We start from the raw sequence: 23,341 nt of genomic DNA on the forward strand, positions 1-23,341 counted from the left end.
GGGGGTGAATTGAGGCCGCAGGCCTCAAGCGGGGGCAGCGCCCCCGTTTCCCCGACCCCGCCGATTTCGCTGGCGGACGCGGGGCGGATGGTCAATCTTCCCCGCGACACCAAGGTCGGAGGAGGGCCCATGCTCACATTCTATCATTCCAAGGGAAGCTGTTCGGATGGCATCCTCTATCTGCTGCACGAGCTGGGGGCGGAGTTCACGCTGAACACCATCACGCTGGCCAAGGGCGACGGGCAGACGCCGGAGTTCAAGGCGATGAACCCCAAGGGCAAGGTGCCGGCGCTGGTGCTGGATGATGGTCAGACGCTGACCGAATTTCCCGTGATCGCGCAGTACCTGGCGCGCAGTCATCCCGAGGCCGGGCTTTGGCCCGAAGACATGATGGCGCAGATGCGGCTGCAGGAGATGCTGGATTACCTGATCGCGACCGTGCACATGCGCGCTTTCACCTTCGTGCTGGTGCCCAAGCGGTTCCACCCGGACGAGGCCATGCAGGCGGATCTGGCCACCTATGGCCGGGCCGAGATCGCGAAGGGGTTCGAGGTGCTGTCGGCCACCATGGGTGATCGCGACTACCTGCTGGGCGATTTCTCGATTGCCGATACCGCGTTGTTCTTCCTGCTGAACTGGGCCGATCGGCTTGAGGTGCCCGTGCCGGGTAACCTGAAGGCCTGTCACGACAGGCTGAAGGCGCGCCCGGCCCATGCGGCCATGATGGCCGAGGCCTGATCCGCGGCCTAGTCGGCGAGCGCGGGTTTCAGGGGGCGGATCTTCAGGCGCGTGATGCGGTTGTCCTTGCGCGCCATGACCTCGAACCGGAAGCCATGGAAGGAAAAGACCTGTCCCTGCACGGGGATGGTCTGCGCCTCGTGAATGACGAGGCCGGCGATCGTGTTGGCCTCTTCATCCGGCAGGGACCAGTCCATCGCGCGGTTCAGGTCACGGATCGTCATGGCCCCGTCGACGACGTACTGGCCATCCTCGGTATGGCGCACGGCGTGTTCGGCGGCGGGATCGAATTCGTCGGTGATCTCGCCCACGATCTCTTCCAGGATGTCCTCCAGCGTCAGCAGGCCGCGCAGGGATCCGTATTCGTCGACGACCAGGGCGAAATGCGTCCGCTGGCTGAGGAACTGCCGCATCTGTTCGTCCAGCGTGGTCGTCTCGGGCACGAAATAGGGCTTCATCATCACGTCGGTGACCTTGAAGTCGGCAAAGGCCTCGACCAGCGGGCGGTTGGCTTCCTGCGACAGCTTGTGCAGCGCGCGCAGCAGGTCCTTGGCGTGGATCACCCCGATGATGTTTTCCGGGTCGCCCCGGTAGATCGGCAGGCGGGTGTGGTTCGACTGCAGGCACTGCGACAGGATTTCTTCCGCCGGGATATCGGCATCGATCATCTCGATCCGTGAGCGGTGCAGCATGATTTCTTCGACGAAGCGGTCGCTGAGGTCGAGCGCGCCGAGGATCCGGTCACGGTCTTCCTTTTCGACCACGCCTTCGGAATGACCCAGTTGCAGCGCGCCCGCGATTTCCTCGCGCACGGCCAGGATATGGCTGTCGGGATCGGTCTTGACCCCGAAGACCCGCAGCACGGCACGGACCAGCACGCGGATCGCACTGACCAGCGGGGCGAAGATGGTGATGATCAGGCTGATCGGGCCCGAGACGCCCGCCGCCGCCTTTTCCGAGTTGGTGATGGCATAGGTCTTGGGCAGCACCTCGGCGAAGATCAGCACGAGCGCGGTCATCACCAGCGTCGCCAGGGCCACGCCGCCATCCCCGAAGACCCGGGTGAAAAGCGCCGTGGCCAGCGAGGTCGCCAGGATGTTGACCAGGTTGTTGCCCAGAAGAACCGATCCGATCAGGCGTTCGTTGTCCTCGGTGATCACCAGCGCGCGCTGCGCCCCGCGCGATCCCTTGTCGGCCTGCGCGCGCAACTTCCCGCGCGAGGCGGCGGTCAGCGCGGTTTCCGAGCCCGAGAAGAAGGCCGAGAGGATCAACAGGAAGATGATCGCGCCGGAGGTGAACCAGAATGCGGAATCGAGGGTCGGGGTCATTGGGATCATTCGCGCTGGAGTGGTGGGTCGGGGCTTAGATGCCTCAATTCGGGAGGTATCGACAAGTGTGGTTACGACACCTCAGCTGCAAGTGTCGCGAAGTTTGTCGATCTGTCGGCGGACTGCCGCAGCCGTGGTTTCCGACTTGGAGCGGGTAGGTTCACCTTGAAGACTGGCAGCAACGCTCGTTTCAATCATCCTGAGGATCTCTGGAAAGTTTGATCCGCAATTGGCGGGTGCAGAGCCGACGTCACGTAGGCGTTCGATCTCCGCGTCTTTACGCGCAATTTCATCTAGATGCTTATCAGCCAGAATTGCGAGTTCTGCCAGAAGCGATGCATTTGAAGTCTCTTTGGTATCATTCTGCTCTCGAAGCGTGTCCAGTTGGCTCATTAGCCGTCGGTTGAAGGCTCTTAGCCTCGCAAGTCGATCCAAGACATTCATGGCACTATTCGCATCCGGCCCTTCACCCGCCGCAGCCTGAACAAGCTTCTCTAAAAAAATTTTCTCGAACAGCCCTGTGACCTCGGCGCAGGTTCCCCGCATTGGTTCGCCGTCGTCGATCACCAAGAGATCCGCGCCCTCAATCTGCATGAGTGTCGACCCGTCCATCACCGAGAAAGTGCCGTGCTCGCTTGTCACGATGGCCTGCGGGGCGCCGTACAGGCGCGGTTTTCCCGCCGTTTCGTGAAAAGCGAAGGTTTCGGCTCGGCCGTTCACGACACAGCCGAACATCCGTAGCTCGCCAGTGTCGGCCAAAGCCGTCACGGGAAAAAGAGCGGCGAAAGCGGCACGGAGTAGGTGACGGCGGATCATGGTACCCCCCGGTTCAACGGATGATGCGTTTCGACCAGTTCCTTCAGGCGATGTTCCAGAACGTGGGTGTAGATCTCGGTCGTGGCGAGGTCGGCGTGGCCAAGCAAAGTCTGGATCGCGCGCAGGTCGGCGCCGTTTTCCAGAAGGTGCGTCGCGAAGGCGTGGCGCAGGGTGTGGGGCGTGACCTTGGCGGGGGTGACCCCGGCGGCGACGGCGATTTCCTTGATCAGGATGTAGAAGCGGTGGCGGGTCAGGTGGCCCTGGGCGCTGCTGGTCGGGAACAGGAACCGCGAGGGCTGGGCGCCGCGCGGCAGGGCATCGTCCTGCGCCTCGCGTTCGGCGAGCCATTGCGCCAGTGCATCGCGGGCCGGCGGCGACAGGGGGACCATGCGTTCCTTGCCGCCCTTGCCCCGGATCAGCAACATCCGCGGATCGCCCTTGGCGGCGGCGAGGGGCAGCGAGACAAGCTCGGTCACGCGCATGCCGGTGGCGTAGAGCAGTTCCATCAGGCAGGTGTTGCGCAGGCGGTCGGCCTCGGTCCGGCCCTGGTTGCGCGCGGCGTCCAGCAGCCGGGTGACCTCTTCGACGGTCAGGGTCTTGGGCAGGCGCTTGGCCCGGCCGGGGCCGCGGATCTCGATGGCCGGGTTGTCGGTGCGCCAGCCTTCCTCGAAAGCGAAGCGGTAAAGCTGGCGGATCGCCGAGAGCCGCCGCGCGCGGGTTGCGGCGGACAGGCCCTGGGCGTCGCAATCGGTCAGGTAGGCTTCGACGTCGGCGCGCACGGCCCGGGTGACGCAGCCGCCCCGGTGATCGAGCCATCCGGCATAGTCGGTCAGGTCGCGGCCATACCCCAGCAGGGTGTTGCGGGCGGCCCCGGCCTCGGCCGACTGCGCCTCGAGGAAGGTGGAAATCCAGCGGTCCGCGCTCATGCCCGACGTTCCAGGATCAGCAGTTGCAGGGCGGCCCGGCGCGCGGCGTCCTCAAGCCCGACGGCGCGCAGGGTGGCCAGTGCGGGGGCGATGTCCTTGGTCTCTCCGCGGGCGCCAGAGAGGTAAAGGTCCATGGCGGCCAGGATCGCCTCGCCCAGCTGGTTCTGCTGGATGGTCAGGCGCAGCGAGGGCGGCACGTCAGTTTCGGCAGAAAAACCCCGTGCCACGGCGGCCGACTGGCTGTCCGTCGCCTCGGACGGTGTGCCTGCGGCCAGGGACAGCAGGAACCGGTCGCGGTCCGTCGCGGGGGTCAGGCTGCGCGCCAGGGTTTCGTATTCGGGGCTGAGCAGCGCGATGTCGAAGGCGGTCCGTGCGGCGGGGCCGTCCAGCGTCATAGCAGCCAGGCGGGCCCCCCAGAGCCGGGCGAAGGGCAGCTCAAGCTGTGCTTCGGCGATGGCGGCCCAGGCGTCGGGCAGGACCTCGGTGATGCGGGCGGGATCCCCGGCGCCGATCGCCGCATCAAGTTTCTGGACCAGGTCGACCCGGTCCCAGATGCCGCCTGACGCGGCCGGATCGCGGGCGGTGTAGATCCCGAGCAGCCGGTTCTCGGCCAGCGCGCCGCTGCGGGCCAGCCTTTCGGCGGCCTCGATCTCGGCCTTCCAGCCGGAAATGCCGCGCAGGTCCGACATGGCATAGGCGCGCGGCAGCCCGGTCGAGGGCACGGGCTGGCCGATCGATTCGGTCAGGCGGAAGGCGAGCGGCGTAATGCGCGCGGGCGGCGGCAGGGGCGGGGTTTCCTCGGCCAGGTCGGGATCGAGATAGAGCCGCAGCAGGCGTTCCTCGGCCTGGGGCATGTCGCCCAGGGCCGCGGCGCTGCCGAAGGTCAGCGCGGCGGTGTCCCAATCGCCCAGGCGCGCGCGGCAGAAGGCCAGCGCGGCGACCGACGGCGCAAGCGTCGGGCGGGCGGTCATGGCGGTGCAGGCGCGGTTTTCATCGCCGCTGAGCAGGGTGAGGTCGAACCAGCGCGAAAAAAGCAGCGGGTCGGACAGGGGATCGGCGCGTTCCGCCAGGGCCAGGGCCGGATCGACGGCACCCAGCACGGTCAGCGCATCGATACGTGCGACCAGGAAGGACAGGCCGTCGCCATCGTCCATCGGCGGATCGGCTTCGGCCAGCAACAGGGTATAGAACAGCGACTGCATCGCCGGATAGGGGGCGACGTCCATGCGACCCAGCAGGCGGGCCAGCCGCGCGCCCTGCGATGCCTGCCAGAGGTCGGCGGGCAGGCCGGTGACCGAACGTGGCAGAAGCCCGGTGGCACCGATACGGGGCGCATCCAGCGCCGAGGTCGTCACCTGCGGGATCGTGACCGATTCCGCCACGGCGGGTTCATCGGTGCCCGGACCCGTGATGCGGGGCGGCGCCGACAGGGCCGACAGGCCTGCGCCGGGCTCAAGCCAGTCGATGGCGGACATCGGCTGTTCGGCCTGCACCGCGATCGGCGATTGGGCCAGCAGCATGGCAAGGACAAGGGCCGGGGCGTATCGGTGGATTGCTGCCGATCTATTCCGCATCCAGAACCATCGGTTCGCGAATCTCGACCTTGTCCGGGGTGAAGTCGACGCCGAAGTAGGGGCCGACATAGGCGTAGCCGGTCAGGCCGATTGCCCCGAGAACAATCAGAAAGAACAACCACTTCAGTATTCTAAGCATTATGGGACTGCCTCTTTCGCCCGGTCTTTTTCCGGCAATATAGCTGGCCTTTTCCACAAGATCACGTCATTCAACTGTGAACTGCGGAAATTGCTGCGGACAGGGGCAGGAGGCACACCGGGCGGTCATGGGCGGACGGCTTAAGAAAACCATTGTCATGGTCGGCATGATGGGGGCGGGCAAGACGGCTGTCGGGCGCGCGCTGGCCGCGTCGTTGGACGTGCCTTTCCTGGACAGCGACCACGAGATCGAAGAGGCGGCGGCCATGACCATCGCCGAGATCTTCGCACGCGATGGCGAAGCCTTTTTCCGTGCCCGGGAAAGCGAAGTGATCCAGCGTCTTCTGGATGGCGCGCCCTGCGTGCTGTCGACCGGCGGCGGGGCCTATCTTGCGCCGAAGAACCGCAAGCTGATCACCGAACGCGGTCTGGCGGTCTGGCTGAATGCCGATCTCGACCTGCTCTGGAGCCGGGTGAAACATCGCGAGACCCGACCGCTTCTGAAAACGCCCGATCCCTACGGAACATTGAAATCGCTGTATGAATCCCGAGTGCCGGTCTATGCGCAGGCCGATCTGACGGTCCGGTCGGAACCCGGGCTGGCCGTGCAGGACATGGCCGACAAGGTGATCGCCGCGATCAAGGCCCGGGCCGACGTGATGGAGGACGCATGAGAGAGACCGTGCATGTCGATCTGGGTGACAGATCCTACGACATCCTGATTGGCGAGGGGCTGCTGGCCGAAGCGGGGGCGCATATCGCGCCGCTGCTGCCGCGCCCCCGGGTTGCGATCCTGACGGATGAGACCGTGGCGCAGGCGCAGTTGCCCGCGCTTCAGGCCGGGCTTGAGGCGGCGGGCATCGCCTCGGTCGCGCTGGCGCTGCCTGCGGGCGAGGCGACCAAGGGCTGGCCGCAGTTTTCGCGCGCGGTCGAATGGCTGCTTGAGCAAAAGATTGAACGTCGCGATGTCGTGGTCGCGCTTGGTGGCGGGGTGATCGGGGATCTGGCCGGATTTGCCGCCGCCGTGCTGCGCCGGGGCGTGCGTTTCGTGCAGGTGCCGACGACGCTTTTGGCGCAGGTCGACAGTTCGGTCGGCGGCAAGACGGGAATCAACGCGCCCCAGGGCAAGAACCTGATCGGCGCGTTCCACCAGCCCTCGCTTGTGCTGGCGGACACCGGGGCGCTGGAAACCCTGGCCAGGCGGGACTTTCTTGCCGGGTATGGCGAGGTCGTTAAATACGGACTTCTGGGCGATGCGGGGTTTTTCGACTGGCTTGAAGGCAATGCGCCCGCGATGGCGCAGGGGGACAGGACGGCGCGGATCGCGGCGGTCACCCGGTCGTGCCAGATGAAGGCCGACATCGTCGCGCGGGACGAAACCGAACAGGGCGACCGGGCGCTTCTGAACCTGGGCCATACCTTCTGTCACGCGCTCGAGGCGGCGACGGGCTATTCCGACCGGCTGCTGCATGGCGAAGGGGTGGCGATCGGCTGTGCGCTGGCGTTCGAACTGTCGGCGCGGTTGGGGCTTTGCGCGCAGGAAGATCCGTCGCGGGTCCGGGCGCACCTGCGGGACATGGGCATGAAGGTCGATCTGGCCGACATCCCCGGCGATCTGCCCACGGCCGAGACGCTTTATGACCTCATGGGACAGGACAAGAAGGTGGTCGACGGAGAGATCCGGTTCATCCTGGCGCGGGGTATCGGGGATGCCTTCGTGACCAAGGGGGCGCCGCGCGACATGGTTGTGCAAGTGCTGCAAGATCAACTCTCTGCCCGTCACTGAGGCTTGCCAGATCCGTTTCCGCAAGGGCAGACTGCGCGGGAACAGGGGGATCGGAATGAGCCTGATTACGACCGACTGGGTCCGCATGATGGCCCGTTACAACAGCTGGCAGAACGCGGCGATGGCGCGTGGCATGGAAAGCCTGCCGGCCGCCGCGCTGACCGAGGACAGGGGCGCTTTCTTCGGGTCGATCCTGGCGACGGCGAACCACCTTCTGTGGGGTGATCTGACCTGGCTCGCCCGGCTCGACGGCGGCGAAGGGCCGGGCTGTTCCGCGGCCGAGGGGCTGCGCCTGTGCCCGACCTATGCCGCCTGGGCGGCCGAACGGCACCGGGTGGACGCCCGCCTGACGCTTTACGCGAAACGGCTGACGCGCGTGGACCTTGAAGGAAACCTGCAGTGGTATTCCGGGGCCGCCAAGGCCGAGTTGAGCAAGCCCATGGCGTTGATCCTGACGCATTTTTTCAATCACCAGACCCACCACCGCGGGCAGATCCACGCGATGCTGACGGCGGCGGGCGTGACCACGGAAGCGACCGATCTTTTCCTGATGCCTGATCTTTGAATGTCGTTTTAGATCAGATATTTGTGGTTCGGTTTTAAGGCGTCTTGTTAGGACGCGTGACCCGCTGATGCAGCTGCGCGCGGGCCCGGATGTTGTGTCCTAGTTGCGACATGCAATGTCGCTTTATCGCCGTTTTTCGCCGCTCTCACCTGTGAAATCAGGGACTTTTGCCCTAGCATTCCCGGTGCGGTCGGCCCTGTTCCGGGGCCGTCCGCAAGGCCCTTTGACCCGGGCAGAGATCCGGGCTGGGCACCAAACATTCCGGGCATAGTCCCGGTGGAACTGGGGATATCAATGTCAGACGAACAGGAAACCACCGCTCAGGGCATACCCGCGCCAGAGGGCGCGGCGGATGTCATCGAGACGGATTACGAAATAGGACAGGACAACATCGGTGGATCGGTCGGGCCCTTCGGCTTCGACATCCACAACCCGGTGTTCCTTGTCTCGGGCCTCGCCATCGTGGCCTTTGTCTTCTACACGCTGGCGCTGCCGGAACAGGCGGGGGCGGCGTTCTCGTGGATGTTCGGCGCCGTGACGAAGGGCTTTGACTGGTTCTTCCTTGGCGCGGCCAACATCTTTGTGCTGTTCTGCCTGCTGCTGATCGTGACACCCGTCGGATCGGTGCGGCTGGGCGGGGCGGATGCCACGCCGGATTACACCTACATCGGCTGGTTCGCGATGCTGTTCGCGGCCGGCATGGGCATCGGGCTGATGTTCTACGGCGTGTCCGAACCGATGAGCCACTTCTCCTCCTCCCTGGGCGGCGTCGCCTCGGAAGGCGGCGTGCGCACCGACTGGGCACCGCTTGGCGCGGCGGCTGGCGATGAGGCCGAGGCGATCCGCCTGGGCATGGCGGCGACGATCTTCCACTGGGGTCTGCACCCCTGGGCGATTTATGCGGTCGTGGCGCTGGCGCTGGCCCTGTTCAGCTATAACAAGGGTCTGCCGCTGACGATCCGGTCGGCCTTCTACCCGATCCTCGGGGATCGCGTCTGGGGCTGGTGGGGTCACGTCATCGACACGCTGGCGGTCTTTGCCACGCTCTTTGGCCTCGCGACGTCGCTTGGCTTCGGGGCGACGCAGGCCAACGCCGGTCTGAACGAGTTGTTCGGCGTGCCGGTCGGCCCCTCGACCGAGGTGATCCTGATTTCGGCCATCACCGCCATCGCCCTGATCTCGGTCCTGCGGGGCCTGGACGGTGGCGTGAAGGTGCTGTCGGAAATCAACATGGGGCTTGCCTTCCTGCTGCTGATCTTCGTGCTGATCGCCGGGCCGACGCTGGCCATCCTGACGGGCTTTGCCGATTACCTGGTGGCCTATGTCGAATACCTGCCGGCGCTGTCGAACCCCGTGGGGCGCGAGGACGTCAACTTCATGCAGGGCTGGACCTCGTTCTACTGGGCCTGGTGGATTTCCTGGTCACCGTTCGTGGGCATGTTCATCGCGCGCGTGTCGCGGGGCCGCACCGTGCGGGAATTCGTGATCTGCGTGCTGCTGATCCCGAGCCTCGTCTGCGTTCTGTGGATGTCGGTCTTCGGTGGCGTGGCGATCCAGCAGGTCGTGCAGGACGGCTACACCGCGGCGCAGGATGCACCGTTGGAGCTGAAGCTGTTCAAGATGCTGGACGAACTGCCGCTGGCTTCGATCACCTCGTTCATCGGGATCATCCTGGTCATCGTCTTCTTCGTGACCTCGTCGGATTCCGGGTCGCTGGTGATCGACACGATCACGGCAGGCGGCAAGGTCGATGCGCCGGTGCCGCAGCGGGTGTTCTGGTGCGTCTTCGAAGGCGCGGTGGCCATCGTGCTGCTGCTGTCGGCGGGCGGGCTTTCGTCGCTGCAATCCATGGTGATTTCGACGGGGCTGCCCTTCACGATCGTGCTGCTGCTGATGTGCTGGGCGATCTGGCGTGGGCTCATGTCCGAACGCCGCAGCTGAGGCAAACCGGCGAAGGGGCTCTGCCCCTGCCGGGACCTTCGATCCCGGCACCCCGGAGTATTTCCGGCAAGATGAAGCGGGGGGCCAGGTGCCCCCTGTTTTTCGTTGATCCGGCCCGAGGCGGGCTACGTACCATGATAAAGAGGACGACGAATGACCCCGACCATCCTGTGGTTCAGGCGCGATCTGCGGCTGACCGACCATCCGGCGCTTGTTGCGGCGGCAAAGCGCGGCGCGGTGATTCCCGTCTTCATCCATGACGACAGCGTGGCCAACCTTGGCGCGGCCCCGAAGTGGCGGTTGGGGCAGGGGCTTGGGGCCTTTGCGGCGGCGCTTAAGGCGGCGGGATCGCGGCTGATCCTGCGGCGGGGTCCGGCGCGCGAGGTTCTGGAGGAGCTGGTGGCGGAGACGGGCGCGGGCGCGGTCTACTGGTCGCGGCTCTATGATCCAGAGGCGATCGAACGGGATACCCGGGTCAAGTCGGCGCTGCGCGAGGCGGATATCGAGGCCGAGAGCTTTGCCGGCCACCTGATCTTTGAACCCTGGGAGGTCGAGACGCAGCAGGGTGGCATGTACAAGGTCTATTCCCCCTACTGGCGGTCGGTGAAGGATCGTGAGGTTCCGGCGGTTCTGTCGGCGCCGGAGCTCCAGGCGCCAGAGAGCTGGCCCGACAGCGACGCGCTGGACGATTGGGCCATGGGGGCTGCGATGCGGCGGGGGGCGGCGATCGTGGCGGCGCATTGCGACCCCGGAGAGCAGAGCGCGCGGGCGCGGTTGTCGGCGTTTTCGGCGCACCGGATGGAGGACTACAAGGCACGGCGCGATTTCCCGGGCGAGGAGGCGACCTCGGGGATGTCCGAATACCTGACCTATGGAGAGATATCGCCCCGGCAGCTGTGGCATTCCGCGCTGCGTGGCGAAGCCGATGGCAAGGCGGGGGCCGAGCATTTCCGCAAGGAGGTCGTCTGGCGCGAGTTCGCCTATCACCTGATGTACCACACCCCCCGGATCGTCGAGGCCAACTGGCGCGAGGAGTGGGATGATTTCCCCTGGGACGAGGATGAGCGCAAGCGCGAGGTCAAGGCGTGGAAGCAGGGGCGGACCGGGGTGGCCTTCGTCGATGCGGCGCTGCGCGAGATGTATGTGACCGGCCGCATGCACAACCGTGCGCGCATGGTCGTGGCGTCGTATCTGACCAAGCATCTGATGGTGCATTGGCGCGTCGGGCAGGCGTGGTTCGAGGACTGCCTGACTGATTGGGATCCGGCGTCGAACGCCATGGGGTGGCAGTGGGTGGCGGGATGTGGCCCGGATGCGGCGCCCTATTTCCGCGTATTCAACCCCGCGACGCAGCTTGAGAAGTTCGACCCCGAGGGCGTCTATCGCCGCCGCTGGATCGCCGAGGGCGACACCAGCCCGACCGAGACCGCGCTGAGCTATTTCGACGCCATCCCGGCAAGCTGGGGCATGTCGGCCAGCGACGACTACCCCGATCCGGTCGTTGCGCTGGACGTGGGCCGCGAGCGGGCGCTCGAGGCTTACGGGGCCCTGAAATCAGACTGAACGCCTGTCACATTCACGAATTCTTAACCAAAAGCTTGCCCGGACAGTGGATCGGGGTACACTTTTCCCAATAATCAGGGAGTTCCCGCGATGATCCTGACCGAAACAACCGGCCAGAAAGACCTTCCCCGCTACTTCGCGCGGGTCTTTGACATGGCCTCGGACATGCCCGTGGGGCGGCTGGATTTCCATCTTCCCGACGGTCGCATCTTTCGGGCCGAGGGCGCGCGCCCCGGTCCCGTGGCCGAGCTGCACGTGCACAACCCCGAGATCTTCGCGCGGCTTGTCCGCGAGGGCGACCTTGGGTTTTGCGATGCCTACCTGGAAGAATGGTGGACCAGCCCGGACCTGCAGGCCTTTCTCGACCTGTTGCATGCAGGCAATGACGAACTTTACGACGGGTTCCCGGGCATGGGCCTGGTGCGGGCCTATGAACGGCTGCGGCACTGGATGAATTCGAACACGCGGGCGCAGGCCAAGAAGAACATCTCGTACCACTACGACCTCGGCAACGATTTCTACGGGATGTGGCTGGACGATACGATGACCTATTCCTCGGCTCTGTTCAGCACCGGGCAGGAGAGCCTTGAGGCGGCGCAGATCGCAAAATACAAAAGCATGGTCGACCAGATGGGCGTTCAGCCGGGCGATCATGTGCTTGAGATCGGCTGTGGCTGGGGCGGGTTTGCGGAATATGCGGCCAAGGAACGGGGGCTGAAGGTCACCGGATTGACCCTGTCGAAGGAACAGTTGAGCTATGCCCGGGACCGCATTGAAAAGGCGGGGCTTTCCGACATGGTAGATTTCAAGCTTCAGGACTATCGCGACGAAACCGGCAGCTATGACGGCATCGCCAGCATCGAGATGTTCGAGGCCGTGGGCGAGAAGTACTGGCCCGTCTATTTCGAAACCGTCCGCGACCGGCTGCGGCCGGGGCGGTCGGCAACCTTGCAGATCATCACCGTGCAGGACCGCAGGTGGGAAACCTATCGCCGGGGTGTCGATTTCATCCAGAAATACATCTTCCCGGGCGGCATGCTGCCCAGTCCCAAGGTTCTGCGCGCCGAGGTCGAGCGGGCGGGCATGCAGGTCGTCAAGTCCATCGAATTCGGGCCCAGCTATTCGCAGACGCTGCGCCGGTGGCACGAGACGTTCAACCAGAAGTGGGACGGGATCCAGAAGCTGGGATTCGATGACCGGTTCCGGCGGATGTGGAACTTTTACCTTACCTCTTGCGCGGCCGCGTTCGAGGGAGGTAATTGTGATGTCACACAAATAACCATAACACGCCCCGCCTGATCCGGCCCCGAGCAGCCTGGCCAGGCCCTCCGAACCAAAGAGGTCACAATGCCAACGGCTGCGCGGATCATCTCTGCCCTGTGCATCGCTTTTATCGCTTGGGTTGTAAGCGGTCTGATCAAACAACTCATGCCTGACGAGCCCGACTTCGGTGTCTTCGTGCCGCTGTGTGTCGTGGTCGGCGCGCTCTGCGGCTGGAAGATCCTGGGTCTCAGGGCGGATCGCGGAAGGCTGGGCTATGCCAATGCGATCGGCGTGGGGTTGTCGGCCATGGCAATGACGGTGTTCTGGGTTCTGCTGATCGTGTCGGCTTGGGAAAGCTTTGAGATCGCGATGCACCGGACCTTCCATGACCCGATGCGGGTGATCTATGGCCTGTATCCGATCGTGACGGAACATCTGCAGACGATGTCCGACACCGACGTGATCGTCTGGCTGGTCTTCGGCGGCGCGATCACCGGCATCATCGCGCATATGGCAGGGTCGAAATGGCCGGGCCGGTAAGGGTCTTCCTGTTCGGAACGCTGCGCCATCCTCCGCTGCTTGAGGCGGTGGCGGGGCAGGCGGTGCCGACGCGTCCCGCGCAGTTGCCAGGGTGGCAGGTGCATGGTGTCGCGGGGCAGGTCTTTCCCATCCTGATCGAAGAACCCGGACAGGTCGCCCAGGGCGAAGTGGTTGAGGTGACGCCCGAAGTGCTGGACCGGTTGGTCCATTACGAGGATGCCTTCGGTTATGTCCTGCGGGATGTCACCGTGCATATCGACGGGGCGGACCATCCCGCCAAACTGTTCGTGCCCGAGGTGCAGGACTGGTCGCCCGCGGGGGAATGGTCGCTGGACACCTGGGTCGAAAAGGCGTCGGCCCGGGCGATTTTTGGCGCGGCCGAGATCATGGGCTACATGGGGCGTTTCGCCGGACCTGCGTTGCAGTTCCGACGCGGCCAGGTCGAGGCGCGGGCACATGGCCGGGTCGATGCGGGGCAGATGTCTGCGCCGAAGGTCGGCTGGGATCAGACCGGGGATCAGGTCGTGGTCAACCAGCGGGCTGCGGATCATGCGGGGTATTTCGTGACCGAGACGGTCAACCTGCGGCATCCGACGTTTTCTGGCGGCATGTCCGACGCCATCACCCGCGAGGTCTTCCTGTCGGCCGATGCGGCCATCGTGCTGCCCTATGACCCGGTGCGCGACCGGATCCTGCTGGTCGAACAGTTCCGCATGGGGCCCTGGGCGCGGGGCGCGCGCTATCCCTGGATGCTGGAGCCCGTCGCAGGACGGATCGATCCGGGCGAAAGTGCCGAGGACTGCATGCGCCGCGAGGCCGAGGAAGAGGCCGGGATCACGCTTGGTCGCCTGATCAAGATCGGGTCGGGCTATCCGACACCGGGCTATTCGACCGAATATTTCCACATTTACTGCGGCTTGTGTGATCTACCCGACGGGTCCGAAGGGCGCCATGGCGTGGCCACGGAGCACGAGGACATCCGGACCCATGTTCTGACCTGGGCGCAGGCCGAGGACCTTCTGTCCAGAGGAGAGGCGAACAACATTCCGCTTGTTCTTGCCCTGACCTGGCTTTCGCGCGAACGTCCTCATCTGCGCGCCTCGGGTTGAGTTGCCTTCGGGCTAAGTCTATGTGTTTTTGCATATGATCTGGAAAGGACAGTCCATGCAATTCGCCGAGGATCTGGCTCATGCCGTCGGGAACACGCCGCTGATCAAGCTGCGTCGCGTCAGCGAGGAAACGGGCTGTACCATTCTGGGCAAGGCGGAGTTCCTGAACCCCGGCCAGTCCGTCAAGGACCGCGCCGCGCTGTGGATCATCAAGGACGCCATCGCCAAGGGTCAGCTGGAACCGGGCGGCACCATCGTCGAAGGCACCGCCGGGAACACCGGGATCGGGCTGGCGCTGGTCGGGGCCTCCATGGGGTTCAAGACCGTGATCGTGATTCCGGAAACGCAGAGCCAGGAAAAGAAGGACATGATCCGCTTGGCCGGGGCGCAGTTGGTGCAGGTTCCGGCCGTGCCCTACAAGAACCCCAACAACTATGTCCGCTATTCCGAACGGCTGGCGGCCGAACTGGCCAAGACCGAACCGCACGGCGCCGTATGGGCCAACCAGTTCGACAATACCGCGAACCGGCAGGCCCACATCGACGGCACCGGTCCCGAGATCTGGGATCAGACCGGCGGCAAGGTCGACGGCTTTGTCGCCTCGGTCGGGTCTGGTGGGACGCTGGCCGGCGTCGGCATGGCGCTTCAGCCGAAGGGCGTGAAGGTCGGGCTGGCCGATCCCATGGGGTCGGGGGTCTATTCGCTGTACCGCGACGGCGAGGCCAAGCCGGAAGGCGGGTCGATCACCGAAGGCATCGGGCAGGGGCGGATCACCGCCAACCTCGAAGGCTTCCGGCCCGACATGATGTACCAGGTGCCGGACGAAGAGGCGCTGCCTTACGTCTTCGACCTGCTGTCGGACGAAGGACTTTGCGTCGGTGGATCTTCTGGCATCAACATCGCAGGCGCGGTGCGGATGGCGAAAGAGATGGGGCCGGGCCACACGATCGTGACGATCCTGTGCGATTATGGCACGCGCTATCAGTCCAAGCTGTTCAATCCGTCGTTCCTGCGCGAAAAGAACCTTCCGGTGCCGGGCTGGCTGACCCAGTCGCCAAAGTCGATCCCCGGCGTCTTTTCCGAATGATGCGCGCCGTTCTCCGGCTTTTCCAAATTCTTGCGGCCCTCGTTTTCCTGACGGGGGCCGTTCTTGCGCAGACGACCCCGGATTACGACGCCTGGAATACCGTCGCGCTGCGGGCCGAAAGTGCCGTGGAAGACGCCCAGGCCTCGGACCAGGCGTTCGAGGCTCTGCGGGCCGATCTGGATGCCTGGCGCGGCCGATTTCAGGCGGCCCAGTCGGTCAACGCGCCCCAGATCGCGGCGGCGCAGGCCCAGATCGCGGCACTTGGCGAAAAGCCGGAAACCGGGGACGAACCGCCCGAAACCGCACGGCAGCGCGAGACGCTGACCAGCAGGCTCAATGACCTGCGCGCCCCGGTGCAGCGGGCCGAGGTCGCCTATAGCCGGGCGGACGCGCTGATCCAGCAGATCGACAAGGTGCTGCGCGAACGCCAGACCAACCAGCTGTTCGAGATCGGACCGTCGCCGCTGAACCCGGTGAACTGGCCGTCCTCGGCCGAGGCGGTGGTCGACTATTTCTACCGCATGGTGACGGACATCCGGTCGAACTGGACGACCGAAACGCGCCGCACGCTGTTCCAGCGCAACCTGCCGATGGTCCTGGGGCTTCTGGTGCTTGCCGGTATTCTTGTGCTGCGCGGGCGCCATTGGGTCGAAACGCTGGCCACGCGGCTGCAGGAACGCGAACGGACCGCCGAACGCTGGCTGGCCGGTCTGGCCGTGTCGCTTGGCCAGATCCTGTTGCCGGTTCTCGGGCTTCTGCTGCTGTCGATGGCCGCCCAGATGACCGGGATGCTTGGACGACGCGGAGAGACCCTGATGCAGGCGCTGCCCGCGGCCGGCTTCCTGTTCTTCGCGGCCCGCTGGCTGGGCGGGCGCATGTTCCCCCGAACCACCGTCTACGAGGGTCCGATCGCTGTCGAAGGCGCGGGCCGGGTCGAGGGGCGGTTCCACGCGTCCATGCTGGGCTTCGTGCTGTTCCTGTCGGTGCCGGTCCGGTCGATCGCCGATCAGGCCGGTTGGCCACCCGAGGTCATCAGCGTCGTCAACTTTCCGCTGATCGTTCTGGCCGGTGTCGCGCTGGTCCGGCTGGCGTTGCTGCTGATGCGGCACGCCCGCAGCGACGGAACGGACGGAGAGGAGCCCGATTTCCGGTCGCGCATCCTGTCGCTGCTGTCGCGCGGCGTGGTGGTTCTGGCCATTGCCGGGCCGGTGCTGGCGGGGATCGGCTATTTCAACGCGGGCGAGGCACTGGTCTTCCCGACGATCTCGACCCTGATGCTTCTGGCGCTGATCGTCGTGCTGCAGCGCCTTGTGAACGAGGTCTACATCCTCTTCACCCGCAACCGCGAAGGCGTGAACGAGGCGCTGACGCCGGTGTTGGCAGGCTTTGCGATCGTGTTGCTGTCGATCCCGGTCTTCGCGTTGATCTGGGGCGCACGGGTCACGGATCTGATCGAGATCTGGTCGCGTTTCACCGAAGGCTTCAGCATCGGTGGCACGCGGATCAGCCCGGCGGATTTCCTGACCTTCGTCATCGTCTTCGCCATCGGCTACGTCGCCACCCGCCTGATCCAGAGCGCGCTGCGCACCTCGGTCCTGCCCAAGACGCGGCTGGACGCCGGGGGGCAGAATGCCGTCGCCTCGGGCATGGGGTACGTGGGCATCTTCATCGCCGCGCTGATCGCGGTGACGGCTGCGGGGCTCGACCTGTCGTCGCTGGCCATCGTCGCCGGTGCGCTGTCGGTCGGAATCGGCTTTGGCCTTCAGAACATCGTGTCGAACTTCGTCTCCGGCATCATCCTTCTGATCGAACGGCCGATCGCCATCGGCGACTGGATCCAGGTCGGCGGCCAGATGGGCTTCGTGCGCGACATCTCGGTCCGCTCGACAAGGATCGAGACCTTCGACCGGACCGACGTGATCGTACCGAATGCCGATCTGGTGTCGGGCACGGTCACGAACTGGACCCGGGGCAACATGGTCGGGCGGATCATCGTGCCCGTGGGCGTGGCCTATGGTGTCGACACCCGCAAGGTCGAACAGATCCTGCAGGAGGTCGCCGAGGCGCAGCCGCAGGTTCTGCTCAATCCGCCGCCCTTCGTGCTGTTCAAGGGGTTCGGGGCCTCGAGCCTGGATTTCGAGGTCCGGGCGATCCTGCGCGATGTCACCGCGATCCTCGTCGTGCAGACCGAGATGAACCACCAGATCTACGAACGTCTGGCGGCCGAGGGGATCGAGATCCCGTTTGCCCAGCACGACCTCTGGCTGCGCAACCCCGAGGCGCTGCGCGGCGCGCCGCCTCCCTCGGATCCGACGCCGCCCGCCCCAAGCGAGGTACGCGCTGCGAAAGCGCAGCTGTCGCCCGAAGATCTGCCGGGGCAGGGCGGGGATTCAGGCGATGCGGGCGGTGACGCCGACCGTTAGGCGCACGTCGGTTTTCGGTGTGTCCGGCGACATCCCATGCGGCGCCGCGGGGCATCTGTTTGGCGGCTGGCCATATTAGTATTCTGATCTTATTGCGAAAATCGGTTTATCCGCGGGGTTCCGTCCTTGGCGGACGTGGCCTTGCCGATATGAGCCGAACTCTGCTCATGCCTTGAAAAGAAAAGTTTTCTCCGGAACTTCCGCCACTCTCTCCGGTTGTTCAGGCCAGACGCGACGGGCTGCGGCCCGCGCCCGGCACGCCCCCCGCGTGCCGCATCAGAACAGGAGAAAGACCCATGTATACCAAGATCGCCGGCCTCAGCACTGCCGCCATCCTGACCGCCACCACGGCCCTGGCGTCCACCGACGCAACCGCCACGACCGACCTGAACCTGCGGTCGCTGCCCGACGTCCGCGGCGAAATCGTCGACGTGATCCCGGCCGAAGCCATGGTCCAGGTCAACGAATGCACGACCGACGCATCCTGGTGCAAGGTGAACTACGAAGGCACCGAGGGCTGGGCCTACAGCCCCTACCTGACCGCGTCGCTGGATAGCCAGCCCGTCGTGATCTACGACAACGTCGACAAGATCGCCGTGGAGACCGTCGAAGTGAACGAAGGCGACCGTGAAAAGGCCGCTGCCATTGGTGGTCTGACCGCCGGCGCGCTGGCCATGTCCGTGATCGGTGGCCCCGTCGCCGTTGCCGGCACCGCCGCACTTGGTGGCGCGCTGGCCGCGGCGACCGTGCCCGAGAAGACCGTGACCTACGTCACCTCGAACCCGACGCCGACCGTCTACGTCAACGGTGAAGTCGCTGTGGGCGCAGGTATCCCGCAGGAGGTCGAGCTGGTGACCGTGCCGGACAGCGACTACCGCTATGTCTACCTGAACGGCAACCCGGTGCTGGTCGACCAGGACCGCACCATCGTTCAAGTCGTCCGGTAAACCTGGCTGACACCATGACGAAGGCCCGTCCCCATCCCGGGGGGCGGGCCTTTTTTGGTGTACGGGGGCAGGTTGGCCGAAGGGCGCGCGGCCTTGCATGAATATTTTTTGTCACTTTGGGCGATCGGGGCAAAAATCGGGTTGAACCCCCTGCTGCGCTTTGTGTAAGAGCGGCGTCGGAGAGGTGGCCGAGTGGTCGAAGGCGCACGCCTGGAAAGTGTGTAGGCGGGGAACCGTCTCGAGGGTTCGAATCCCTTCCTCTCCGCCATTATACACATTGCGAACCAGTGACACCGCCCTGACGGGCACGGATTTTTCCGTATTATCAAAGGGGTTTGCGGGAACCGACCGAACCTCATAGACGAGCGGCATGGCCGAAGTAGGGCTCAGAATGGCCCTCAGTCTCAGTTTGGGCGAAACTCGCCCGTTCCGGTTCGGTCCATTTTTGCCATCACTTTTCAATGACCTGCTTCTGAGCCCCGCCAAAACCCAAATCGGCGATCCGAAAGGTAACAATGGCAACGTAGACGGAACACGCGGTAGGCGCGTTGCTCGGGATGCCAGCGTAAGCAGGCGGATTGCTGGGGTTGGTTCGCATCCCATTCACTCACCGAAACCGCTGATGACAAACGATTTTGGCACCGCTAGCGTTCAAGAACCTCAGATTGGTTCAGGTCGATGCGGAGGCTGCGCCAAACCAAAAGCCGAGAACAATCCCAGAATGACCGCATGAACCCATTTGACATCATTCCAGACACCCACGGCCAATCCGCCAAACTCGAAGCTGCCCTCGCTGGACTGGGGTGGCGGCGGCGCTCGCTCGGATGGACCCATCCGGAGCCGGATCGACAGATTGTCTTTCTTGGAGACTTCATCGACCGTGGGCCGGACAATCGGGCTGTTCTCAAGACCGTCCGTGAACTTGTCGATGTTGGCAAGGCCAAGGCGATCATGGGTAATCATGAACTCAACGCGCTGAATTTCCACACGACGCACCCCGACGATGGCCAACCGCTTCGTGCGCATTCGCCCAAGAACATCAGACAGCATAAGACTTTCCTAGACCAGTTCCCGCCCGGCGATCCGCAGACGCGTGACGTTCTGGACTGGATGCGCAGCCTGCCTCTGTTTCTGGAGGTGGAGGGGTTTCGTGCCGTGCACACCTGTTGGATTGACGCCTCAATGGATCGGCTCAAGACGCTGACCGGGAATGGTGTATTGACCGAGGATCAGCTGATCCGGGCTGCAGATCGCAAAGAGGCCGACGAGATGTTCTTACTGGCTGAGCAAATCACCAAAGGGCCGGAGCAGCAGCTACCCGATGGCTGGTCGTTCACGGACAAGGACGGGACGGAGCGGTATCATGTGCGCCTGCAATGGTGGAACGCGACCGCTCGCACCTGGCGCGACATGGCGATCTCTGTGCCATCAATTGAGGACCTGCCTGACGAAAACTTGCCGGAGACGCTTTCGGCACAGACCTATCCAGCCACTGCGCGACCGGTGTTCTTCGGGCATTACTGGCTGAGTGGCAACCCGGTCCTGCAGGCGTCGAATGCGCTTTGTCTCGACTATTCTGCAGGTAAGGACGGCCCATTGGTGTCTTATGATCTGTCCGACCCGGCCCGACCGCTTTCGAGGGACAAGATCCGGGTGCATCCGGCGATCAGTTAGAGCGGGTGGCCCTCAATCGAAAACCTTTTCCGGCTGCTCAATCCATGGCAGTTCCGCGACGCTGCAGAGGTCGAAGATCGACAGCACGGTGGGTTCGCGCCGCAGGACCAGCCGTTCCAGCACGGTGGGTGCGAGCCATGCCAGCCGGATCACGCGGCTGATATAACGGTCGGAGATGCCTTCCTCTCTGGCGAGATCGGCGATGGTGTTGACGTCGCCGCACTAGAGCCTATGCCGCCAGGCCCAAGCGCGGCCGATAGCGCGCAGCAGGCGGGCGTCCTGGCCGCGATCCATGGCCACCTCGATCTCCTTGGGCGGCAGGATGCGGGGGCGGCCGCCGCGATTACGCATTGTGAGCGGGATGTGGACGCGCAGGGTTTCTGGCTCTGCCATCACGCCACCTCCGGCTTGGCCGGGGCCATCAGCGCGGCAATCGCGCCCAAGCCTTCATGTTGGAGGTCGACCGCCAATCCGGCCTCGCTGGCGGTGACCCGGGTCACCAGAAGTTTGACCACGCGCGCCTGCTCGGCCGGGATCAGCGCGTTCCACATCTCGTCGAACTGGGTGAGCGAGGCGCTGATGTCCGCCTCGCCGAGGTCTGGCCGATCCTTGCGCAGGGTCCGCGATACCCGCGCGGTAACCTCTGGCGTGCGCAGCAGGCGGCGGATTTCGCCGACCACGGCATCCTCGACCATGCCGCCCGGCAACCGCTGCGGTCCACGGAGCTCGGCCTTGGGGCGTTTCTTGATCACGTCCATCGAGACATAGTAGCGATAGCGGCGCGTGCCTTTCTTGGTGTGATGCGGAGTCATGGCCACGCCGGTCTCGGTGAAGATCAGCCCGCGCAGCAGCGCCGGTGAAGGTTCCTGAGCCGCAGCCTTCCTAAGATACCGGTTGTTCGCGATCACCGCATGCACCTCGTCCCAGAGCTTTTCGTCGATGATCGCGTCGTGCTCGCCGGGATAGGCGGTGCCCTTGTGGACCGCGAGGCCGCGATAGACCTTGTTGTGCAGCGTCTTGAGCAGCGAGGTCTTGTCGTAGGGTCTGCCGGTCTTTGTCAGGATCCCGCGTGCGTCCAACTCGCGGACCACCTGCGCCGTGGAAATGGACCGGGCATAGAGCGCGAAGATCGTCCGCACCGCCTCGGCCTCGTCCGGGTCCACGATCAGCTTGCGGTCTTTCACGTAGTAACCCAGCGGCACCGGACCACCATCCAGATGCCCTTCTTGTGGGACGCCGCGACCTTGTCGCGGATCCGCTCACCAATGACTTCGCGTTCGAATTGGGCGAAGCTGAGCAGGATGTTCAGTGTCAGCCGTCCCATGGACGTCGTGGTGTTGAAGGACTGCGTGACGGATACAAAGGTGACGCCGTGCCTGTCGAAGATCTCGACAAGCTTGGAGAAATCCATCAGCGCGCGGCTGAGGCGGTCGATCTTGTAGACCACGACGATGTCGATTAGCCCGTCCTCGATGTCGGCGATCAGGTCCTTCAGCGCGGGCCTCTCCAGCGTGCCGCCGGAGAAGCCACCGTCATCATATTTGTCGCGCAGGCAGACCCAACCCTCGGCCTTCTGGCTGGCGATATAGGCCTCGCAAGCCTCCCGCTGGGCGTCGAGACTGTTGAACTCCATGTCGAGCCCTTCCTCGCTGGACTTGCGGGTGTAGATCGCGCAGCGCAGGCGACGGGGCGATTGTGGCTGTGTTTGGCGCGTCATTTGCTGATCCTCGGGCGTGGGGTAAAGCCGAAGAACTTCTAGCCATTCCAGTTCGCGCCGGTGATGGCTCGCGCCGCGCCGGAAAGCGATTTGAATCGGCGACCCTGCCACTCAAAGCCCTTCGTCAAGACGGTGACGGTGTGCTCGACACCGTTCCATTCGCGGACCAACTTGGTGCCCGGCATTGGGCGGCGCGGATCGGACACCATCTGTCCGGGTTCGCCGGAGGCCACCTCCGATGCCAGAGCGACCAGCGTCCGCCGCGCATCGCGTCCTATGCCGCCAAGGGCCAGTTCTTGGATGCGGTAGCCCAGCCGCAACTCGAGATTCTGGCGGCTTGTATTTGGCGCGGGCGAGTCAAAGATCGCCGCCCATTTCTCGCGCAGTTTCGGCACGGTCATGGCCTTCAGCGCTACCAAGTCCGCCAGGACAGCGCGGACCTGCGCAGGGCCAAAGCCTGCTTTCTTTCCTACTGATTTCGTTTTGGTTTTCGTCATTTCTCGTATCCAACTCGGGTTCGCAACTGGTGACGACGACGGCGAACAGGGGCGAGAATGTCCAGCGAACTGTCTCCGTCGTTCGCAGAATTGTCGTTTATTGTCGGAGGGTTGGCGCGATCCACGGCTGCAGCGAGGATCTGGGCGAGTTCCGCTAGCCGCTCATTGGTGGTGAGCGTTTCAGCTGGCGGGGCAAAATTGACGTTGGTGTCTGGCATGGCGGGCGAACCTCAGGAGCTGTTTTGTCCGGTGGTGGCCGCGATGCGGAAGGGATTTCAAGTTAAAACAACGAGTTGTCGTGTTCCTGCGCAGGAGGGCGTGCATGTCGGAGATCGGGACTGCGGAACTAAACGAAATCAGTCTTTTCCCAAATGCAATCTTGGCAGCGCTTATGACAAGCGGTTAGCTATGACTAAAGGCTACCTCGCTCTGCAGTGGTTAAGCATCGAGAAATTGCATCCAGTACGCAGGCTAACCAGAAATGAAAAAAATGAGTGAAGATGATCAGCTTACGGCGTGGATCGCCAAGCCTGGATCTGCAATTAAACGAACAGGCGAACTGAGCGAAACTGAAGTCGCTGATGCATCTGTGGCGTATCTGAAGAATGGAGTCGACCTGCTTTCAGACGCTCGGGGCGGCGGTTCGCCGTCCTCGTAAACGCAACGAGCTGCTTGACCGGCTGCGCAACGGCGGGTTTTGATGCTGTTG

At 64.3% G+C, this 23,341-nt stretch carries 24 protein-coding genes and 1 tRNA gene; 15 read left to right on the plus strand and 10 right to left on the minus strand.

Annotation, left to right across the window (positions count from 1 at the left end; all coding sequences use genetic code 11):
• Positions 1–129 precede the first annotated feature (129 nt).
• Entirely contained in the window at positions 130–738 is a 609-nt protein-coding gene (locus E4S58_RS16580; RefSeq protein WP_169052701.1) for a glutathione S-transferase family protein, read from the plus strand.
• Positions 739–746: 8 nt separating this feature from the next.
• Here the strand turns inward: E4S58_RS16580 and E4S58_RS16585 are convergent, their stop codons facing one another.
• The 5 genes from E4S58_RS16585 to E4S58_RS17955 all read right to left on the minus strand — a co-directional run bounded on the left by E4S58_RS16585 (position 747) and on the right by E4S58_RS17955 (position 5,521).
• Entirely contained in the window at positions 747–2,075 is a 1,329-nt protein-coding gene (locus tag E4S58_RS16585) for an HlyC/CorC family transporter (protein WP_136637554.1), read from the minus strand.
• Between the two features lie 72 nt (positions 2,076–2,147).
• Entirely contained in the window at positions 2,148–2,882 is a 735-nt protein-coding gene (locus E4S58_RS16590) for a hypothetical protein (protein WP_136637555.1), read from the minus strand.
• Positions 2,879–3,808 carry a site-specific tyrosine recombinase XerD gene (locus tag E4S58_RS16595; RefSeq protein WP_136637556.1) on the minus strand — a complete coding sequence of 310 codons (930 nt, stop codon included), beginning with the start codon at positions 3,806–3,808 and terminating at the stop codon, positions 2,879–2,881. The genes E4S58_RS16590 and E4S58_RS16595 overlap by 4 nt, the downstream gene beginning before the upstream one ends.
• Positions 3,805–5,382, minus strand: a complete 1,578-nt coding sequence (locus E4S58_RS16600) for a hypothetical protein (protein WP_169052702.1) — start codon at positions 5,380–5,382, stop codon at positions 3,805–3,807. The genes E4S58_RS16595 and E4S58_RS16600 overlap by 4 nt, the downstream gene beginning before the upstream one ends.
• Positions 5,372–5,521, minus strand: a complete 150-nt coding sequence (locus tag E4S58_RS17955) for a hypothetical protein (protein ID WP_169052703.1) — start codon at positions 5,519–5,521, stop codon at positions 5,372–5,374. Before E4S58_RS17955 ends, E4S58_RS16600 begins: the two co-directional genes overlap by 11 nt.
• 76 nt (positions 5,522–5,597) lie before the next feature.
• Between E4S58_RS17955 and E4S58_RS16605 the strand changes: the two genes are divergently transcribed.
• From E4S58_RS16605 to E4S58_RS16665, 13 genes are all read left to right on the plus strand, one after another.
• Entirely contained in the window at positions 5,598–6,194 is a 597-nt protein-coding gene (locus tag E4S58_RS16605; RefSeq protein ID WP_276605911.1) for a shikimate kinase, read from the plus strand.
• Positions 6,191–7,306: a 3-dehydroquinate synthase gene (aroB, locus tag E4S58_RS16610; protein WP_136637559.1), complete on the plus strand. Its 1,116-nt coding sequence runs from the start codon at positions 6,191–6,193 to the stop codon at positions 7,304–7,306. Before E4S58_RS16605 ends, aroB begins: the two co-directional genes overlap by 4 nt.
• Before the next feature lie 55 nt (positions 7,307–7,361).
• The gene (locus E4S58_RS16615; RefSeq protein WP_240789582.1) at positions 7,362–7,871 is read left to right on the plus strand and encodes a DinB family protein; all 510 of its coding nucleotides are present in this window, start codon (positions 7,362–7,364) and stop codon (positions 7,869–7,871) included.
• 294 nt (positions 7,872–8,165) lie between these two features.
• On the plus strand, positions 8,166–9,812 hold the full coding sequence (locus tag E4S58_RS16620) for a BCCT family transporter (RefSeq protein WP_136637560.1): 1,647 nt from the start codon (positions 8,166–8,168) through the stop codon (positions 9,810–9,812).
• A gap of 153 nt (positions 9,813–9,965) precedes the next feature.
• Entirely contained in the window at positions 9,966–11,375 is a 1,410-nt protein-coding gene (locus tag E4S58_RS16625; protein ID WP_136637561.1) for a cryptochrome/photolyase family protein, read from the plus strand.
• Positions 11,376–11,465: 90 nt separating this feature from the next.
• Positions 11,466–12,674 (plus strand): SAM-dependent methyltransferase, encoded by a 1,209-nt coding sequence (locus E4S58_RS16630; RefSeq protein WP_136637562.1) that lies wholly within the window; start codon positions 11,466–11,468, stop codon positions 12,672–12,674.
• A 48-nt stretch (positions 12,675–12,722) separates the two neighbouring features.
• Positions 12,723–13,178, plus strand: a complete 456-nt coding sequence (locus tag E4S58_RS16635; RefSeq protein ID WP_136637563.1) for a TrgA family protein — start codon at positions 12,723–12,725, stop codon at positions 13,176–13,178.
• A complete protein-coding gene (locus E4S58_RS16640; RefSeq protein WP_136637564.1) occupies positions 13,163–14,287 on the plus strand; it encodes a gamma-glutamylcyclotransferase in 1,125 nt (374 codons plus the stop codon). The genes E4S58_RS16635 and E4S58_RS16640 overlap by 16 nt, the downstream gene beginning before the upstream one ends.
• Before the next feature lie 55 nt (positions 14,288–14,342).
• On the plus strand, positions 14,343–15,374 hold the full coding sequence (locus tag E4S58_RS16645; protein WP_136637565.1) for a cysteine synthase A: 1,032 nt from the start codon (positions 14,343–14,345) through the stop codon (positions 15,372–15,374).
• Positions 15,371–17,797, plus strand: a complete 2,427-nt coding sequence (locus tag E4S58_RS16650; protein WP_136637566.1) for a DUF3772 domain-containing protein — start codon at positions 15,371–15,373, stop codon at positions 17,795–17,797. The genes E4S58_RS16645 and E4S58_RS16650 overlap by 4 nt, the downstream gene beginning before the upstream one ends.
• 296 nt (positions 17,798–18,093) lie before the next feature.
• Complete coding sequence (locus tag E4S58_RS16655; protein ID WP_136637567.1) at positions 18,094–18,744, plus strand: DUF1236 domain-containing protein; 651 nt, start codon at positions 18,094–18,096, stop codon at positions 18,742–18,744.
• Positions 18,745–18,922: 178 nt separating this feature from the next.
• A tRNA-Ser gene (locus E4S58_RS16660) sits at positions 18,923–19,012 on the plus strand.
• Between the two features lie 461 nt (positions 19,013–19,473).
• Complete coding sequence (locus tag E4S58_RS16665; protein WP_240789583.1) at positions 19,474–20,418, plus strand: metallophosphoesterase; 945 nt, start codon at positions 19,474–19,476, stop codon at positions 20,416–20,418.
• A gap of 12 nt (positions 20,419–20,430) precedes the next feature.
• On the opposite strand, the gene E4S58_RS18060 is transcribed toward E4S58_RS16665, so the two are convergent.
• From E4S58_RS18060 to E4S58_RS16680, 5 genes are all read right to left on the minus strand, one after another.
• Positions 20,431–20,571, minus strand: coding sequence for a hypothetical protein (locus E4S58_RS18060; protein WP_240789584.1), 141 nt, complete (start codon positions 20,569–20,571; stop codon positions 20,431–20,433).
• Between the two features lie 69 nt (positions 20,572–20,640).
• A complete protein-coding gene (locus E4S58_RS18065) occupies positions 20,641–20,814 on the minus strand; it encodes a hypothetical protein (protein ID WP_240789585.1) in 174 nt (57 codons plus the stop codon).
• On the minus strand, positions 20,811–21,602 hold the full coding sequence (locus E4S58_RS18125) for a recombinase family protein (protein WP_338101532.1): 792 nt from the start codon (positions 21,600–21,602) through the stop codon (positions 20,811–20,813). Before E4S58_RS18125 ends, E4S58_RS18065 begins: the two co-directional genes overlap by 4 nt.
• Positions 21,599–22,135, minus strand: a complete 537-nt coding sequence (locus tag E4S58_RS18130) for a recombinase family protein (RefSeq protein ID WP_338101533.1) — start codon at positions 22,133–22,135, stop codon at positions 21,599–21,601. Before E4S58_RS18130 ends, E4S58_RS18125 begins: the two co-directional genes overlap by 4 nt.
• A gap of 38 nt (positions 22,136–22,173) precedes the next feature.
• Positions 22,174–22,632, minus strand: coding sequence for a DUF2924 domain-containing protein (locus E4S58_RS16680; RefSeq protein WP_136637569.1), 459 nt, complete (start codon positions 22,630–22,632; stop codon positions 22,174–22,176).
• Between the two features lie 57 nt (positions 22,633–22,689).
• On the opposite strand from E4S58_RS16680, the gene E4S58_RS16685 reads away from it, so the two are divergent.
• Entirely contained in the window at positions 22,690–23,130 is a 441-nt protein-coding gene (locus E4S58_RS16685) for a hypothetical protein (protein WP_136637570.1), read from the plus strand.
• Positions 23,131–23,341 lie beyond the last annotated feature (211 nt).

Origin of the sequence: Pseudooceanicola onchidii, from assembly GCF_004959925.1 — a bacterium.
Taxonomy (GTDB): domain Bacteria; phylum Pseudomonadota; class Alphaproteobacteria; order Rhodobacterales; family Rhodobacteraceae; genus Pseudooceanicola; species Pseudooceanicola onchidii.